The 15,876-nt window shown below is 62.7% G+C and carries 16 protein-coding genes; 13 read left to right on the plus strand and 3 right to left on the minus strand.

The window, feature by feature from the left end; all coding sequences use genetic code 11:
* Positions 1-19 precede the first annotated feature (19 nt).
* The 9 genes from JM946_RS04220 to JM946_RS04260 all read left to right on the plus strand — a co-directional run bounded on the left by JM946_RS04220 (position 20) and on the right by JM946_RS04260 (position 9,359).
* Positions 20-1,189 carry an aspartate aminotransferase family protein gene (locus tag JM946_RS04220; protein WP_203165883.1) on the plus strand — a complete coding sequence of 390 codons (1,170 nt, stop codon included), beginning with the start codon at positions 20-22 and terminating at the stop codon, positions 1,187-1,189.
* A 25-nt stretch (positions 1,190-1,214) separates the two neighbouring features.
* Positions 1,215-2,213 (plus strand): N-acetylornithine carbamoyltransferase, encoded by a 999-nt coding sequence (locus tag JM946_RS04225; RefSeq protein ID WP_203165884.1) that lies wholly within the window; start codon positions 1,215-1,217, stop codon positions 2,211-2,213.
* Between the two features lie 55 nt (positions 2,214-2,268).
* Positions 2,269-3,189, plus strand: coding sequence for an acetylglutamate kinase (argB, locus tag JM946_RS04230; RefSeq protein ID WP_203165885.1), 921 nt, complete (start codon positions 2,269-2,271; stop codon positions 3,187-3,189).
* Between the two features lie 123 nt (positions 3,190-3,312).
* On the plus strand, positions 3,313-4,500 hold the full coding sequence (gene argH, locus JM946_RS04235) for an argininosuccinate lyase (RefSeq protein WP_203165886.1): 1,188 nt from the start codon (positions 3,313-3,315) through the stop codon (positions 4,498-4,500).
* A 14-nt stretch (positions 4,501-4,514) separates the two neighbouring features.
* Positions 4,515-4,937 (plus strand): hotdog fold thioesterase, encoded by a 423-nt coding sequence (locus JM946_RS04240; RefSeq protein WP_203165887.1) that lies wholly within the window; start codon positions 4,515-4,517, stop codon positions 4,935-4,937.
* A 91-nt stretch (positions 4,938-5,028) separates the two neighbouring features.
* Positions 5,029-5,346, plus strand: coding sequence for an LPS translocon maturation chaperone LptM (gene lptM, locus JM946_RS04245; RefSeq protein ID WP_203165888.1), 318 nt, complete (start codon positions 5,029-5,031; stop codon positions 5,344-5,346).
* Entirely contained in the window at positions 5,346-8,087 is a 2,742-nt protein-coding gene (gene polA, locus JM946_RS04250; protein ID WP_203165889.1) for a DNA polymerase I, read from the plus strand. Before lptM ends, polA begins: the two co-directional genes overlap by 1 nt.
* Before the next feature lie 124 nt (positions 8,088-8,211).
* Entirely contained in the window at positions 8,212-8,733 is a 522-nt protein-coding gene (locus JM946_RS04255; protein ID WP_203165890.1) for a porin family protein, read from the plus strand.
* Positions 8,734-8,777: 44 nt separating this feature from the next.
* Positions 8,778-9,359, plus strand: a complete 582-nt coding sequence (locus tag JM946_RS04260; protein WP_203165891.1) for an outer membrane beta-barrel protein — start codon at positions 8,778-8,780, stop codon at positions 9,357-9,359.
* A 448-nt stretch (positions 9,360-9,807) separates the two neighbouring features.
* Here the strand turns inward: JM946_RS04260 and yihA are convergent, their stop codons facing one another.
* Complete coding sequence (gene yihA, locus JM946_RS04265) at positions 9,808-10,428, minus strand: ribosome biogenesis GTP-binding protein YihA/YsxC (protein ID WP_203165892.1); 621 nt, start codon at positions 10,426-10,428, stop codon at positions 9,808-9,810.
* Positions 10,429-10,535: 107 nt separating this feature from the next.
* Here yihA and JM946_RS04270 point away from each other — a divergent pair, with 107 nt between their 5' ends.
* From JM946_RS04270 to JM946_RS04285, 4 genes are all read left to right on the plus strand, one after another.
* Positions 10,536-11,162 (plus strand): c-type cytochrome, encoded by a 627-nt coding sequence (locus tag JM946_RS04270; RefSeq protein ID WP_203166548.1) that lies wholly within the window; start codon positions 10,536-10,538, stop codon positions 11,160-11,162.
* A gap of 73 nt (positions 11,163-11,235) precedes the next feature.
* Positions 11,236-12,102, plus strand: coding sequence for a thiol:disulfide interchange protein DsbA/DsbL (locus tag JM946_RS04275; protein ID WP_203165893.1), 867 nt, complete (start codon positions 11,236-11,238; stop codon positions 12,100-12,102).
* 36 nt (positions 12,103-12,138) lie between these two features.
* Complete coding sequence (locus tag JM946_RS04280) at positions 12,139-13,122, plus strand: magnesium transporter CorA family protein (protein ID WP_203165894.1); 984 nt, start codon at positions 12,139-12,141, stop codon at positions 13,120-13,122.
* Positions 13,123-13,965, plus strand: a complete 843-nt coding sequence (locus JM946_RS04285; RefSeq protein WP_203165895.1) for an NYN domain-containing protein — start codon at positions 13,123-13,125, stop codon at positions 13,963-13,965.
* On the opposite strand, the gene JM946_RS04290 is transcribed toward JM946_RS04285, so the two are convergent.
* Together JM946_RS04290 and JM946_RS04295 are read right to left on the minus strand one after the other, a co-directional pair.
* Positions 13,966-14,922 carry an endonuclease/exonuclease/phosphatase family protein gene (locus JM946_RS04290; RefSeq protein WP_203165896.1) on the minus strand — a complete coding sequence of 319 codons (957 nt, stop codon included), beginning with the start codon at positions 14,920-14,922 and terminating at the stop codon, positions 13,966-13,968. It abuts the gene before it with no gap.
* Between the two features lie 66 nt (positions 14,923-14,988).
* Positions 14,989-15,459, minus strand: a complete 471-nt coding sequence (locus tag JM946_RS04295) for a hypothetical protein (protein ID WP_203165897.1) — start codon at positions 15,457-15,459, stop codon at positions 14,989-14,991.
* Positions 15,460-15,876 lie beyond the last annotated feature (417 nt).

Genomic DNA, 15,876 nt, shown 5'->3' on the forward strand with positions numbered 1-15,876 from the left:
ACAAGAGAACATGAGTTCGATGAGCAATTCAGTTTCCGCTGCCAATGCCCCGGCCGATCATCTCGCGCCGGTTTATGCCCAGTTTCCGTTGCAGATCACCGATGCGCGCGGCGTATTCCTGCACAAGCCCGATGGCGGCAAAGTGCTGGATCTCTACGGCGGTCACGCCGTGGCGGCGCTTGGCTACGGCCATCCGCGCTGGGTCGAAGCGCTCACCGAGCAGGCGAAATCGCTTTGTTTCCAGACCAATGCGGTCGCGCTCGACGTGCGTCGTCGCGCCGCCACCCGGCTGGCGAAATTCTGCGGCCTGGGGCTCGATACTGTGTTCTTCGTCAACTCCGGCGCGGAAGCCAACGAGAACGCGCTGAAGCTCGCTTGCAAGATGACCGGCGGCACGCAGGTGATCGCCGTCGAAGGCAGCTTCCACGGTCGCACGGCCGCGGCCGGTGCGGTGACCTGGGGCGCGGACAAGAAGTGGTACGGTTTTCCGAACACGCCGTTCGAAGTGAAGTTCATCAAGCCGACCACCACGGCCGCCGAGTTGAGCACGCTGATCAACGATCAGACGGCCGCGGTCATCGTCGAGCCGGTGCAGGGCGTCGCCGGCGCGGTCGACCTGCCCAAGGAATTCCTGCAAGCGCTGCGGTTCCGCTGCAGCGAGAACGGCAGCGTGCTGATCTTCGACGAAGTTCAGTGCGGCTTCGGACGCACCGGCCATCCGTTCGCGGCCAACATGTATGAAGTAACGCCGGACATCATCACCACTGCCAAGGCGCTCGGCGCCGGCTTCCCTGTATCAGCCATGTTGGTGGCCGACCATGTCGCGCCGTATCTCAAGATGGACTCGCTGGGCACGACGTTCGGCGGCGGCCCGATGGCCTGCGCCGTCGTCGAGACCGTGATCGACATCATCGAGTCGGAAGGTTTGTTGAAAAACGTCCAGCAGCGTTCTGCCGAGATTCGCGAGACCTGCAAGGTCGGCCCGGTGGTCGGCTCGCAAGGCGCCGGCCTGCTGCTGGGCCTGCGCACCTCGCGACCGGCCAAGGACGTGCAAGCCGAGCTGTTGAAGTTGAACATTCTCACGGGCACCAGCGCCGATCCCAACGTGCTGCGCATCCTCGCGCCGTTCGTGCTGGAGAGTGAGCACGTCGACTTGCTGCGGCAGGCGTTGGCGCAACTGCCCAAATGAGTTTGCTCATCGAGAAATACAACATATGAACCGCTTTCTGGACCTGGCCGAATTTCCGCGCGAGCAAGTGAAGGACCTGCTGGGCCTCGCGGCGCGCTTGCAAGATACGCCGCAACCGCAGGCCCTGGCCGGCAAGGTGCTCGGCTTGCTGTTCCTGAATCCGTCGTTGCGGACGCTCGCGTCGTTTCAGAGCGCGATGATGCGTCTGGGCGGCACCGCGGTCGTAATCACCCCGGGCCAGGGAACGTGGCAGATGGAAACGCGCTCCGGCGCCATCATGAATGGCGCGGCTGCCGAGCACGTGCGCGAAGCAGTGCCGGTGCTCGCTTCCTACTGCGACGCCATTGGCATTCGCATGTTCGCCGAAGGACGCAATCTCGCCGCCGATCTGGCCGAGACCGGCTTCCGCATGATGGCGGATCTTTGTGACAAGCCGCTGGTGAACATGGAATCGGCCATGGCGCATCCGTGCCAGGCGCTGGCCGACTGGCACACCATGGATGAGCTGCGCGTGCCGGACCGTGGCAAGTTCGTGTTGAGCTGGGCGAATCATCCTCGCGCGCTGCCGCTGGCCGTGCCGTCGTCGACAGTGCATATGGCCGCGATGCGCGGCATGGAAGTCGTCGTGCTGCGCCCGGAGGGCTTCGCGTTGCCCGACCCCGTGATGGAAAAGGCGCGCCAGGCGGCCAAGGCGTCGGGCGGTTCAGTACGAGAGACCGACAATCGCGCCGAAGCGCTCGAAGGCGCGCACGTGATTTACGCCAAGGAATGGGGTTCGCCGCAGCACTACGGCGACGACGAAGCCGACAAGCGCTTGCGCGAGTATTTGAGCGATTGGTGCATCAAGGAAAGCTGGTTCAAGGTCGCGGACCCCAGCTGCCATTTCATGCATTGCCTGCCGGTACGGCGTAATGTCGCCGTGGCGGACGAGGTGCTCGACGGCCCGCGCAGCGTGGTGATTCGCGAGGCCTTCAATCGCATGGTCGTGCAGATGGCAGTCCTCTATCGTCTGCTGCGTGGCTGACCTGTTGTCGCGTCATCCTGGTTACTAGTCCATCATTCAATTCAAGGAATCTGCCGTGGTGCTTCGTTCCGATCCCTCCGTCGCCGTTCGTGCGCTGCGCAGCGCCGCTCCGTACATTCGCATGTACAAGGGCAAGGTGTTCGTCATCAAGGCGAGCGGCGGCGTGTTCGGCGACATCGAGTCCACTCGTACGCTGATCGAGCAAGTCGCGATCCTGCATCAGGTGGGCATCCGCGTCGTGCTGGTGCACGGTGGCGGTCCGCAGCTGTCGCAGATTCAGGAAACATTGGGCATCACGCCCCGCATGGTCGCGGGTCGTCGCGTCACCGACGAGAAATCCATGGAAGTCACCAGCATGGTGCTGAACGGTCTGGTGAACACCCAGATCCTCGGCATCTGCCGTGAGCTGGATATTGCCGCCGTGGGCGTGAGCGGCGTCGACGCGGGGCTGGTGCGCGCTCACAAGCGCCCGCCGGTGCAGGTCGAAGGTCAGACGGTGGACTACGGCTTCGTGGGCGACATCGATCTGATCGACGCGAAAGTGCTCCAGCAGTTGCTCGACGACGGCCTGATGCCGGTCGTGAGCCCGGTGTCGGCGGACGACAAGGGCACGTTGCTGAACATCAATGCGGACACGGTCGCTGCAGGCATCGGGGCGGCGCTCAAGGCCGAAAAGTTGATGCTGGTCACCGGCGCCCCCGGCATTCTCGAGTCACTGGACGATCCGCGCTCCATCATTTCGTACACCGACCTGGCGGGGCTGAAGAAGCTCAAGGAGCAGGGCAGCCTGAAGGAAGGCATGCTGCCCAAGGCCAAGGCCATTGAAGAAGCGATTCGCGGCGGCGTGCGTCGCGTGCACGTGATCTCGTACAAGAGCCAGGACAGCATCCTGGCTGAAGTGTTCACCAACGAGGGCACGGGCACGCTGGTCGTAGAAAACATCAGCGCGCTGAGCCCGGCCGAGCAGCATGCGTAACGCTGCCATAGTTTCGTTTTCCGGGATCTCGGTCCGCGAGATCCTGAATAAAGGAATGATTTCCGGGTTTTTGGCAAGCTCGCCGGGCGAGCTTGCTCATAAAAGAAATGTTGTGGTGGCGTCATGAGCCGCCTATGGGACAAAGGCGCGCCGCTCGACGAGCGGGTGCTGCGTTACACGGCCGGCGAGGATCACGCGCTCGACAATCGCTTGGTCGAGTACGACGTGCGCGCGTCGATCGCGCATGCCGAAATGCTCAACGCGCAAGGCTTGTTGTCGAGCGCCGATCTCGACGCGATCCGTCGCGGCCTGACTGAGATCGCCGCCGAGCACGCCGCGGGCAAGTGGCAGGTTCGGCTGGAACACGAAGACGGCCAGACGGCGCTGGAAAATCTGCTGACCGAGCGCATCGGCGAGGCCGGCAAGCGCGTGCATCTGGCTCGCTCACGCAACGACCAGGTGCTCACTGCCGTGCGCTTGTATCTGCGCGACGCCGTCGATGAGTTGAAACGCCGCGTAGAAGGCGTTGCGTCGGCGCTTGATGAACTGGCTGCGCGCGAGGGTGATCTCCCCCTGCCCGGCTACACACACATGCAGCAGGCCATGCCGAGCTCGGTGACTTTGTGGGCCGGCGGTTTCGCGGCCGAGTTGCGGGACGATGCCGAAGGTTTGCAACAGGTGCAGCGGCGTTTGTCCAAAAGCCCCCTCGGTTCCGCTGCTGGCTACGGTTCGCCGAACCTGCCCATCGATCGCGCAGCCACTGCGAACAAGCTGGCGTTTGCCTCCGTGCAAACGCCGGTGACGTCGGTGCAGCTGTCGCGCGGCAAGGCCGAGGCACAGCTGTTGTTCGAGATTGCGCTGGTGATGCAGGACGTGGCGCGCCTGGCCTCCGACCTGCTGTTGTTCTACACCCAGGAATTCTCGTTCGTGGCGCTGCCGGATGCGTTCACCACCGGCTCGTCCATCATGCCGCAGAAGCGCAACCCCGATGTTTTCGAACTGATCCGCGGCCGCAGCGCGACGGCGCAGGCCTGTCTGTTGGAAGTGATGGGCATCGTCGCCAAGCTGCCCTCGGGCTATCAACGCGATCTGCAGCTGATCAAAGTGCCATTGTTCCGTGGCATCGACGTCTGTCTGGACACGCTCGACATCCTGCCCGCGGCACTTGCCGGTGTGACCTTCCGGAAAGATCGGATTCGGCTCGATCCGTCCATTCATGCGGCGGCCGAGGCCAACGAGCTGGTCGTGAAACAAGGAATTTCATTCCGCGAGGCTTATCGCCGCATCGGCGATAAACTGCGCAAGAAATAGCGACGGGACTCGCCATGTCGATCTGGTTCAAACCTTACACGCTGGCCGATCTCACCCTGCGCATCGGCATGGCCAAGCATCTCGGCATCGAGTTCACCGAGATCGGCCCGGATTACTTGCGCGGCCGCATGCCGGTGGACGATCGCACTCATCAGCCCTACGGCATCCTGCATGGCGGCGCATCGGTTGCGCTCGCTGAAACGCTGGGCAGCTATGCGGCCATGCTGGTGGTGGACCAGAGCAGATATCGCTGCCTCGGTCAGGAGATCAATGCCAACCATATTCGGGGCGTCGCCAGCGGCTTTGTGATCGGCACTGCGCGGCCGGTGCACATCGGCCGCCGCAGTCACGTGTGGGAAATTCGGATCACCGACCAGCGCGACAAGCTGGTGTGTATTTCCCGTCTCACCATGGCGGTCATCGACGCGCCTACATGATCGGCTGACAGCCTCCGTCATGGATTGGTCACGGATGGGCGTCATGGATGGCAGCGTCCATGATCGGGGACGCTTCCTTTATACTGCGCCGATGAAATCATCCGCGCGTAAAACCTGGATCTTGATGCCGGTGCTGCTGTTCAACCTGGCCGGTTGTGGCAAGCAGGGCGATCTGTATCTGCCTGACGAACGGCAGGAAGCCGTGCCAGAGACCGCCCGCAAGCCAGTGCTGGAAGGCGGCCGGGTGCGCACTTTGCCGCCGGCGCCTCAGTCGCAAAAGAAAGATCGCGAGCGCCAGGAGCGTTCGTCCTCAGGGTCCGCGTCAGAGCCGTCGCAATCGCAGCCACCGCCGGTCTCACCGCCCGATCCTGACCGCCCCGCCACGACTCCGCCGCCGCCGAGGCAGTGATGGCTGCACAACGCAAGCTCGTCCTGGTGGACGGCTCGGGCTATCTGTATCGCGCGTTTCACGCGTTGCCACCGCTGACCAATTCGCGTGGCGAGCCGACGGGCGCGGTGCTCGGCGTGCTCAACATGTTGCAGAAGCTGCGCAAGGAAGAAACACCCGATCTGATCGCGGTGGTCTTCGACGCGCCCGGTAAAACATTCCGCGACGCGCTGTTCGAATCTTATAAGGCGCAGCGCACCCCGATGCCCGACGACCTGCGCTCGCAGTTGCAACCTTTGCTCGACAGCGTCAATGCGCTGGGATTGCCGTGTCTGCGCGTTGATGGCGTGGAAGCGGACGACGTGATCGGCACCCTGGCGCAGCAGGCCGCTGCGCAGGGTTACGACGTCATCATCTCCACCGGGGATAAGGACATGGCGCAGCTGGTGAACGATCGCATCACGCTGGTCAACACCATGACCGGCTCGCGGCTGAACCGCGAGGGTGTGAAAGCGAAATTCGATGTCTATCCCGAGCAGATCGTCGACTATCTCGCCCTGGTCGGTGACACCTCGGACAACATTCCCGGCATTCCCAAGGTCGGGCCGAAAACGGCCGCCAAATGGCTAGGGGAATACGGCACCCTGGACAAGGTGGTGGAGAACGCCGCCTCGATCACTGGCAAAGTGGGCGAAAATCTGCGCGCCGGCATGAAAGAGCTGGAGCTGTCCCGCAAGCTCGCCACGCTCGATTGCAATGTGAAGCTGGACACTCCGTTTGAAACATTGCGCGTCGGCGAACCCGATCGGGAACGTTTGAAGGAGCTGTTCACGCGGCTCGAGTTTCGTGCGTTGTTGCGTCAGGTGGTCGGAGGCGATGCGGCGGACGAGGCGGCCTCTTCGGCTTCGCCAGCCGCACCGGCCGCGGAAGGCGCTCCGATACCCGCTCCGGTACCGCGCAATTACGAAACTGTGCTGACAGCCGCGGCGTTGGAAATATGGGTCGCGCAATTGAAATCTGCGAACGTGATTTCGCTGAATCTCGCGACCACTTCGGCCGGCTACATGCAGGCTGACATCGTCGGCATCGCCTTCAGCATCGAGCCCGGCACGGTCGCATACGTGCCCATGAGTCACGACTATCCCGGCGCGCCTGCGCAGCTCTCGCGCGACGCGGTCCTGCAGGCCCTGCGCCCGGTATTGGAATCCGAGCAGCCGCTCAAGGTCGGTTACGACCTGAAATACAAAGGCCACGTGCTCAAGCGCGCCGGCATCGAGCTGCGCGGCGATAAGTTCGACATCATGCTCGAGTCGTACGTGCTGAACAGCACCGCGACCAAACACGAGCTGTCGGCCATTTCGCGCCGCTATCTCGGCATCGATCCGATCGCTTACGAGAGCGTCGCCGGTAAAGGCGCGAAGCAGCTGCAGCTCAACCAGGTGGGCATCGATGTGGCCACCAACTTCGTCGCCGAAGAAGCCGATCTTGCGCTCCAGCTGCATCGCCTGCTGTGGCCACGCCTGGAAGGGCTGCCGGCGCTGCAAGGGTTGTATGAAACCATCGAGCAACCGCTGCTGCCAGTGCTGCTGCGAATGGAGCAAGCCGGCGTACTCCTCGATGGCGACTTGTTACGCAAACAAAGCGGCGAACTGGCTACGCGCATGCGCGAGATCGAATCTCAAGCGTACGCGGCGGCAGGCGGACCGTTCTCGCTCGAATCGCCCAAGCAGTTACAGGAAGTGCTGTTCGGCAAGCTCGGCCTGCCCGTGATACGCAAGACTCCGACGGGTCAGCCATCCACGGCGGAAGATGTGCTCGAGGAGCTCGCAGCGAGTTACGAGCTGCCGAAGCTGATCATGGACTATCGCGCGTTCGCGAAGTTGAAGTCCACGTACACGGACAAGCTGCCGTTGCAGATCAATCGTTCGACGCAACGCGTGCACACTTGTTATCAACAAGCCATCGCCGCGACCGGTCGCTTGTCGTCGGCGGATCCGAATCTGCAGAATATTCCGATTCGCACACCGGAAGGCCGTCGCATCCGGCAGGCGTTCGTGGCGCCGTCGGGCCAGTGTATCGTTGCCGCCGATTATTCGCAGATCGAACTGCGCATCATGGCGCACCTGTCCGGCGACGAGGGCCTGTTGCAGGCGTTCGGCGAGGATCGCGACATCCATCTGGCAACCGCGGCCGAAGTATTTAGCATGACGCTCGACACGGTCAGCGCCGACCAGCGCCGCACCGCCAAGATGATCAATTTCGGTTTGATTTATGGCATGTCGCCGTTCGGGCTGGCGTCGCGACTGGGCATCGAGCGCAGCGTCGCGGCCAAATATGTCGATTTGTATTTCCAGCGCTATCCGGGCGTGCGCCGTTATATGGATGAAACACGGCAGCTGGCGCACGAGCGCGGCTATGTGGAAACGGTGTTCGGTCGTCGTTTGTATCTGAACGACATCAACGCCCGCAACGCCGGCCTGCGTCAGGCCGCGGAGCGCGCCGCGATCAATGCACCGATGCAGGGTACGGCGGCGGATATCATCAAACGCGCCATGATTCAGGTGGATCATTGGCTGCAGCAATCCAAGCTGCCGGCGCGGCTGTTGTTGCAGGTGCATGACGAACTTGTCTTCGAAGTGCGACGCGATCTGGCCGAGGACTTGATCGCGCACGTGCGCGAACTGATGAGCGGCGCGGCGGAACTGCGCGTGCCGTTGAAAGTCGACGCCGGCATCGGTGAAAACTGGGACGAGGCGCACTGATTCCCGCCGCGTTCGCCTGAACAGTGCGCAGTCGTTAGCGTTTGTAACTTAGTCACTTCACATTGCATTCAGCTCGAGCGTGCATGCTGCACGGGCGGGCGATTATCTGACCCAAGGAGATCTCATGCGTAAAGCAATTCTGGCGACGGCGTTGGTGATGGCGAGCACCGGCGCCATGGCGGCCGACAACGGCATCTACCTGGGCGCGAGCATCGGCGACGCCAATGTCGAGATCGACCAGGGCTTGGCGCAGGTGGACAGCGACGACACCGGCTTCAAGTTCATCGCCGGCATCCGGCCGCTCGACTGGTTCGGTGTCGAAGCGAGCTATGTGAATTTCGGCGAAGCCGAAGATGGCATCCTGGCCGCGGAGTCGGACGGCATCACTGGATTCGGCGTGTTCTTCGCGCCGGTGGGACCGGTCGATGTGTTCGCCAAGGTCGGTCTGGTCAGCTTCGACACCACGGTCGAAGTCGACGGCTTCGGTGACATCTATCGAGAAGACGGCACCGATCTGGCCTATGGCATCGGCGTGCAGTTTCGTCTGCTGAGCCTGGGCGTGCGCGCCGAGTACGAGAAGTTCGACATCGACGATGTCGAGGACGCCAACATGTTGTCGATCGGTGTGACTTACACGTTCCTCTGAGCGTTCGACATAGACGAACCCCTCAATCACAACGGATCACAACCATGCGTCGCCTACTGTTGCCTTTGGTGCTGCTCGCGGCCAGCCCCGCAGCGATGGCCATCGACCCTGAATTGCAGGGCCTGTACATCGGCGGTGGCATCGGCGAGGCCACGGTGGAGTTGGAGAACGAGGATTCGTTCGCCGACTTCAAGGGCGACGACACGGGCTACAAGTTCATCCTGGGCTACCGGATCATCGATTGGGTGGCGGTGGAGCTGAACTACGCCCGGTATGGCGAGGCCGAGGACGAGTTCCTCGGCTTCACCATCGAAAACGAGTTCACCGCGCTGTCGGTGAGCGCGCTGGGCATGCTGCCGCTGGGTCAATGGGACCTGTTCGGCCGGGCGGGCATCGCCAACGTGGAGGGTGACTTCCGCGTGGTCAATCTTCCCGGGTCGGCGGACAGCGATGACAACATCGAGCCCATGTTCGGGCTCGGCGCCCAGTTCCGGCCCATGCCCAACCTTGGTTTGCGCGTGGAGTGGGAGCTCATCTCGCTCGATATCGACGACGATGACGACGACGATCGGGATGGGGACGACTGGGTCGACATGATTTCGTTCGGCGTCACGTATAAGTTCTGAGCCACCCAACTGGTCAGGCCAATTTGTTGCCCACGTGCCACAAAAGCCACAGAAGCGGCCCCACACAACGCTTCTGGCTGTGGTGTCTCCGTCGCACCTGGGCAACGGTTAAGCACCTGAAAAAATAAAGATTTTTTCACGCGAGTCGAGCGAACCCACGGCGGAACTTTCGCCCCTGGCGGGCGTCATAACTCCCGAGCGTCGGCCAGGACGCTCCCGTCCGCTGACCTCCCTGAGTGGACGGTAACCCGGTCCATCCCCATGCCGGGTAATACTGCCCCGGTGGCTTTCAGAGTCGCCGGGGTTCTTTTTTTCTGGAAAGCGACTCGGGCATCCTGCCACTCGCGCTTTCGCGCCCTACGAAAAAGGCGTGACTTTTTCGCGGGCGCCGCCGCCATAGGCGGCGGGCACATCCCTGTGCCTGGGGTGGTCCCCTTCGTCCTAAGTGCTATCCCGAAGCGTTGTCGACCGGGCCGTGCGATAGCCGTGTTGCCAGCATCTTCAGGACCTCTTTGCGGGCTTCGTCCACGCCGGCTTTGCTGACCGCGGAGAACAGCTGGGCGGTTACGCCCTCGCCCACGGTGGAGCGCACTTTCTTCAGGGTGGCCATGGATTCGCCGCGGCCGAGCTTGTCGGCCTTGGTGAGCAGCAGATGCACGGGCAGGTTCTGCGCGCCAGTCCATTCCAGCATTTGCCAATCGAACTCCGTCAGCGGATGTCGCGAGTCCATCACGATGACCACCCCGCCCAGCGACGCGCGCGTCTCGACGTAGCGCTCCATCAGCTGCCGCCAGTGATCGCGCATTTTCTCGGGCACCTTGGCGTAGCCATACCCAGGCAGGTCCGCCAGCCGCTGCTGCTCGTTGAGAGCGAAGAAGTTGATGAGCTGCGTGCGGCCGGGCGTCTTGCTGGTCCGCGCCAGGTCCTTGCGTCCGGTAATGGCGTTCAAGGCGCTGGACTTGCCGGCGTTTGAGCGGCCCGCGAAGGCCACCTCCGCGCCGACGTCGGCGGGAAACTGGCGGGGCTGCCACGAACTGGTCAGGAACTCGACGGATGGAAACTGGGGCATGGTAGGAGAGCTATACGGCGGAATGCGGCGGAGGCTGCAGGCAAGTGGTATCGCTAGTGTACAATTCCGCGCCTTTTGGCCAGCCGCCGCTACCGGAGTTGCGAATAATGAAGTTGAAGTCGATGGTCCTGCTCACCGTTCTGTGCGGCCTGCAGGCGGGCGTTGTTCTCGCGGCCGAGCAGCCCGTGGCCGGCTCGGCGGAAAAGGGCCAGGCCAAGTCCGCGCCCTGCGTCGCCTGTCACGGCGTCAACGGCAACAGCGTGAACCCGGAGTGGCCCAACTTGGCCGGCCAGAACGAAGCTTACATTCGCCGCCAGTTGGCCGCGTTCAAGAACGACCAGCGGCAGAATCCGCTGATGACGCCCATGGCCAAGCCGCTCTCGGAGGAGGACATGGCCGATCTCGGCGCGTTCTACGCCACCCAGAAACTCACCGGCATGCTGGAAGCCGAGCCCTCGAAGGTGGCGCTCGGGCAGAAGCTGTTCCGCGGCGGCGACCCGGCGAAGGGCATTCCGGCCTGCGCAGCCTGCCACAGCCCGGATGGCGCCGGTATTGCGCCCGCGGGCTACGCCCAGCTGAAGGGCCAGCACGCCACTTACACCATCGCGCAGCTGAAAGCGTATCGCTCGGGAACACGCCAGACCGATCCGAATCAAATGATGCGCAATGTGGCCGCCGCGCTCAGCGACGAACAGATCGACGCAGTGGCCTCGTACATCCAGGGCCTGCGCTGATCGAACCCTTGCCATTCAGGTTGGAGTCGATGCCGCTCGCCACCACCGCGACAACAATTGCTCGGAACGACGCATGAACAAACTCGCTGCCCTGCTATCGACCCTGGTTCTGCTCGCCGCCTGCGGTAAGCAGGAACCGACTCCGGCTTCACCGTCGGCTGCTGCCCCAGCTGCAGAGCAACCCGCTGCGCCAGCCCAAGGCGACGCCAGCGCGCCCACCGAGCAAGCGGCTGCGGATCAAGCCGCGAGCGAAGCTCCCGCTGAAACCGTCAGCGAAGTGGACGACGAGCCTACGACCTCAGGACAGCAGACCGCCTCGACCACGCAGCCGTCTCTGAAGCTGGGCGGCCCGGCCAGCGGCCCGCCGACCTCCGCGCGGTTCAAGGAAGGCGCCAACTATCAGAAGATCGTGCCGGCGCAGCCGACCAACGCCGGTCCCGGCAAGGTCGAAGTGGCCGAAGTGTTCTGGTATGGCTGCGGCCACTGTTTCACGCTGGATCCGGCCATCGAATCCTGGCGCTCCAAGACCAAGCCGCAGTACGTGGAGTTCTCGCGCATCCCGGCGATGTGGAATGAAACGACGCGCATGCATGCGCGCGTCTTCTACACCGCGGAGCTGCTTGGCAAGCTCGAGCAGTTGCACTCGCTGATCTTTCGCGAGATGCACGTCAACGGCAATCAGCTGAACAGCGTCGACAAGATCGCGGACTTCTTCCAGAAGCACGGCGTCAGCAAGGATGAATTCACCAAGGCGTTCTCGTCGTTCGCCGTGGAGTCCAAGCTGCAGCGCGCCGACTTCCTGAACAAGCGCTACAAGGTGCAGTCCGTGCCGATGATGGTGGTGAACGGCAAGTACAGCACCGACGTGGGCTCCGCCGGCAGCGAGAGTCAGCTGTTCGCATTGATCGACGAGTTGGCCGCCCACGAGCACGGCGGCTGAGGCCAGACGGCGCGCCGCACGGACTCGCCTCAGCTCATGCTGAATATCTTCGTCCCCACGGCGCAGGGCCTGACGAAGGTCGAGGCGGGCAACGGCGACGACGGCCCGCCGATTCCCACGCAAGCCGTGTGGCTCGATTTGCTCGAGCCCACGGTCGACGAGGAGAAGCTGGTGGAAGCCTCGCTCGGCGTCGAAGTGCCGACGCGCGAGGAAATGAAGGAGATCGAGACCTCGAACCGCCTGTACGAGGACAACGGCGCTCTCTACATGACCACTACCATCGCCGCGCAGCTCGATACCGATCGGCCGGTCAGCATGGCGGTCACCTTCATCCTCACCGGCAATCGCCTGGTGACCAATCGTTACCTCGACACCAAGCCGTTCCAGCTGTTCATCTCCTACGCCGGCAAGCATCCGGCGGCCTGCCAGAGCCCGGTGGCCATCCTGGCCGGCTTGATGGAAGCGTTCGTGGAACGCACCGCCGACCTGCTCGAGCGAGTGGGCGCCGATCTGGACAATGTTTCCTCCAGCATCTTCGCGCGCCACGGCAACGGCACACCGACCAGTCAGGACCTGCGCGCCATGATCGAGCGCATCGGCTTCAACGGCGAGCTCAACAGCAAAGGTCGCGAGAGCCTGGTGAGCCTGGGCCGCATGCTGATGTTCGTGCAGCAGTCCGTGGCCGGCATTTCCGCCGAGCACCGCGACCGCTTCCACTCGATCAGCCGCGACGTGCTGTCGCTGTCCGACCATGCCTCGTTCCTGGGCTCCAAGATCTCGTTCCTGCTGGAAGCCACGCTCGGCCTGATCAACGTCGAACAGAACAACATCATCAAGATCTTTTCGGTGGCGGCGGTGCTGTTCCTGCCGCCCACGCTGATCGCCAGCATCTACGGCATGAACTTTCATCTGCTGCCGGAACTGCCCGGTCAGTACAGCAATTTTCTGTTTTCCATCGGGCTGATGATCGGCTCGATGGGCGTCACTTACGCGCTGTTCAAACGCAAGGGTTGGTTATAGATGGCTCATAGCATCACGAGCATGGCGCTGTTCTGCGATTTCGAGAACATCGCGCTCGGTGTGCGTGACGCGCAGTACGCCAAGTTCGACATCGATCGCGTGCTGGAGCGGCTGCTGCTCAAGGGCAGCATCGTGGTCAAGAAGGCGTACTGCGACTGGGATCGCTACAAGGATTTCAAGAAGCCGATGCACGAGGCGTCGTTCGAGCTGATCGAAATCCCGCACGTGAAGATCTCGGGCAAGAACTCCGCCGACATCCGCCTGGTGGTGGACGCACTGGACCTTTGTTACACCAAGGCGCACGTCGACACGTTCGTCATCATCAGCGGCGACTCGGATTTCTCGCCGCTGGTCAGCAAGCTGCGCGAGAACAACAAGACGGTCATCGGCGTGGGCGTGAAGAGCTCGACGTCCGACCTGCTGATCGCCAATTGCGACGAGTTCATTTATTACGACGACCTGGTGCGGCAGGAAGAAAAGAAACGTCATCAGCGCGCCCGGCGCAAACAGCCCTCCACCAGCAAAGCCTCGCACGCCGGCGCCGAGACGCCGAAGGCCGCCAAGCCCGAGGCGTCCGAGGAAGATCGCAAGCAGCAGGCGTTCGATCTGGTGGTCGACACCATCGACGCGCTGGCCGAAGAGCGCGATCAGGACGAGAAGATCTGGGGCTCGATGGTCAAGCAGACTCTGAAACGGCGCAATCCCGGTTTCAACGAGAGTTACTTCGGCTTTCGCACTTTCAGTGAACTGCTGGAGGAAGCTCAGGTTCGCAAGCTCTTGACCCTGGAGCCCGATCTGAAGTCGGGCGGCTACATCATCCGGCGCGGGGGCCGGGCCGAATAACTACTGCTGCAGCGTCAGGTCGGCAACGATCGGCAGATGGTCCGAGCCCAAGAAAGGGCCGACGCGCGTCGATACGCTGCGCCACTGCGGCGATAACAAACAATGATCGATACGTATGCCCGCAGGCGCGAACTGCGCCGGCCAGCTGCGCGCCAGGCCGAAGCCGCGTGCTGCGTCGTGCAGGCCAGATTGTTCCAGGGCCTTGCTGAAATATCCCGACCATGGCGTGAGATTGAAATCGCCCGCCACGATCAGCGGCCCGGGCTGCGCCTTGCTGAATCGCACCAGCTCGTTCAACTCCTGATTGCGGAACTCTGAATTGCGCGGCCCGAGCGGCCAGTTCAGATGCACACCGAGCACCGTCACCGGCGCGCCTCGCCAATCCAACTTCAGCTTCGCGGCCACCGCGCCTCCCGGCGCCAATGGCACGGACTCAGCCTCGAGCACCGGCCATTTGGTGAACACGGCCGCGCCCATGCGGCTGGGTTCAATGTGGTAGTAGGGGTAACTCGGCAGCAATGGCGCCAGCTGTTCCGCCTGCGGCGGCGTCAGCTCGAGCAACACCACCGCATCGGCCTGCGATTGTTCGATGTACTGCGCGGTGGGGACGAGATCCGGGTTACGAAACCAAACATTGAAGGAGACGAGGCGAAATGTTTCTTCGCGCGGCGTAGCGATCGCCGCGGACACGGGCTGGTCGCTCACGTAGGGAAACAGCGGCACGACGCTGATAGCGAAACCCAGTAGCGCCGCGCTCGCATGCACGTAATGCCGTAGCAGCAACGTTATGACGGCGAGCACGGCGAACAGCGCCGCGTACTGCACGCGAAAGTGCGCGAACAGATCGAGCGGCCAGGCCCAACGGCCGAGGAGGCCAGCCAGCAGCGCCAGCCACAGACCGACCAAAGCGAGGCTGGCCAGCTGAACGCTTTTGCGAAGAACGGTATCTCGGGACAATTCGATGGACCTGCGCCGCTGATGGATGCGCGGTGAGGGAAGATCGGGGAGGACTACGCCAAAACGTTACATCAACACCTTGGCAGGTGCACGCCAGCGCGGCGCGGAAGTGCGGCCGGTGGCGTAGTACAGATCCATGGTGCGAACGCCTTTGACACGACGAGTCGAGCGCCGGACTTCGCGCAGCAGCTTCAGCAGCAGTTGTTCGTTGGCGCGGCGACCGCCGCTGGCGAATTCCGCGCTGATGCCAACATGAACGACTGTCACGTGCTCGATGTCCTGACGCGCATAGACCGCCACGCCGACCGGCCGGCCGGTCTCGGTGTCGATCGCGAACAGGGACTGCACTTCCGGCAGGCCTTTCACATGAATGCGCAGCCGGTCGCGATCGGCGACGATCTCCGGCGAGCCGAACTTCTCGATGGCGTCGGCGATGCAGGCGCTGACGCGCTCCTGGCAAGAATTGAAAAACAGCAGCGCTTCCAGCGCCGGCTTCTGCGCGACCGGCACATGCGATTTAAATTCTATTTTGCTCATGAGCCTACCGATCCGAGGCCACACCGTATCGATCCGTTCGCAAGGAGCGCATCATGAGCGGCGCCCGCGGCCTTGTCGAGCATCACAAGTTACCTCTTACGGTGCGTAACTGCCGGCAACGACGCTGAAAACGACCTCTTATCGCCGGCTTGTTGCATTCCGGCGGCATTGACTTGACCGGGCCCGGACAGGCAAAACGTATGCTGCAGCGCCTTCGGCAATGTATCGGGGGCCGGCTGTTGCATGGATGTCACAGCAATGAAACAGCGGCGAACCGAACTTTCCGGAAGTCACAGCCCGGCAAGGGGTTCAGGCGGTGCGCGAAACTTTGAACTGGCGCAAGTTTTCGGGATTAAAAAACGGGAACTAAGTCGAGCGACAGGCAAAGTGCTTATTGTCAGATTAGACACTCGTTCA

The sequence above is a fragment of the Steroidobacter gossypii genome, from assembly GCF_016801985.1.
GTDB lineage: Bacteria > Pseudomonadota > Gammaproteobacteria > Steroidobacterales > Steroidobacteraceae > Steroidobacter > Steroidobacter gossypii.

Bases quoted from the DNA above. Each gene is read 5' to 3' on its own strand.
- JM946_RS04220 (WP_203165883.1), top strand. From the start codon at position 20: ATGAGCAATTCAGTTTCCGCTGCCAATGCCCCGGCCGATCATCTCGCG.
- JM946_RS04225 (WP_203165884.1), top strand. From the start codon at position 1,215: ATGAACCGCTTTCTGGACCTGGCCGAATTTCCGCGCGAGCAAGTGAAG.
- argH (WP_203165886.1), top strand. From the start codon at position 3,313: ATGAGCCGCCTATGGGACAAAGGCGCGCCGCTCGACGAGCGGGTGCTG.
- JM946_RS04240 (WP_203165887.1), top strand. From the start codon at position 4,515: ATGTCGATCTGGTTCAAACCTTACACGCTGGCCGATCTCACCCTGCGC.
- lptM (WP_203165888.1), top strand. From the start codon at position 5,029: ATGAAATCATCCGCGCGTAAAACCTGGATCTTGATGCCGGTGCTGCTG.
- polA (WP_203165889.1), top strand. From the start codon at position 5,346: ATGGCTGCACAACGCAAGCTCGTCCTGGTGGACGGCTCGGGCTATCTG.
- JM946_RS04255 (WP_203165890.1), top strand. From the start codon at position 8,212: ATGCGTAAAGCAATTCTGGCGACGGCGTTGGTGATGGCGAGCACCGGC.
- JM946_RS04260 (WP_203165891.1), top strand. From the start codon at position 8,778: ATGCGTCGCCTACTGTTGCCTTTGGTGCTGCTCGCGGCCAGCCCCGCA.
- yihA (WP_203165892.1), bottom strand. From the start codon at position 10,428: ATGCCCCAGTTTCCATCCGTCGAGTTCCTGACCAGTTCGTGGCAGCCC.
- JM946_RS04270 (WP_203166548.1), top strand. From the start codon at position 10,536: ATGAAGTTGAAGTCGATGGTCCTGCTCACCGTTCTGTGCGGCCTGCAG.
- JM946_RS04275 (WP_203165893.1), top strand. From the start codon at position 11,236: ATGAACAAACTCGCTGCCCTGCTATCGACCCTGGTTCTGCTCGCCGCC.
- JM946_RS04280 (WP_203165894.1), top strand. From the start codon at position 12,139: ATGCTGAATATCTTCGTCCCCACGGCGCAGGGCCTGACGAAGGTCGAG.
- JM946_RS04285 (WP_203165895.1), top strand. From the start codon at position 13,123: ATGGCTCATAGCATCACGAGCATGGCGCTGTTCTGCGATTTCGAGAAC.
- JM946_RS04295 (WP_203165897.1), bottom strand. From the start codon at position 15,459: ATGAGCAAAATAGAATTTAAATCGCATGTGCCGGTCGCGCAGAAGCCG.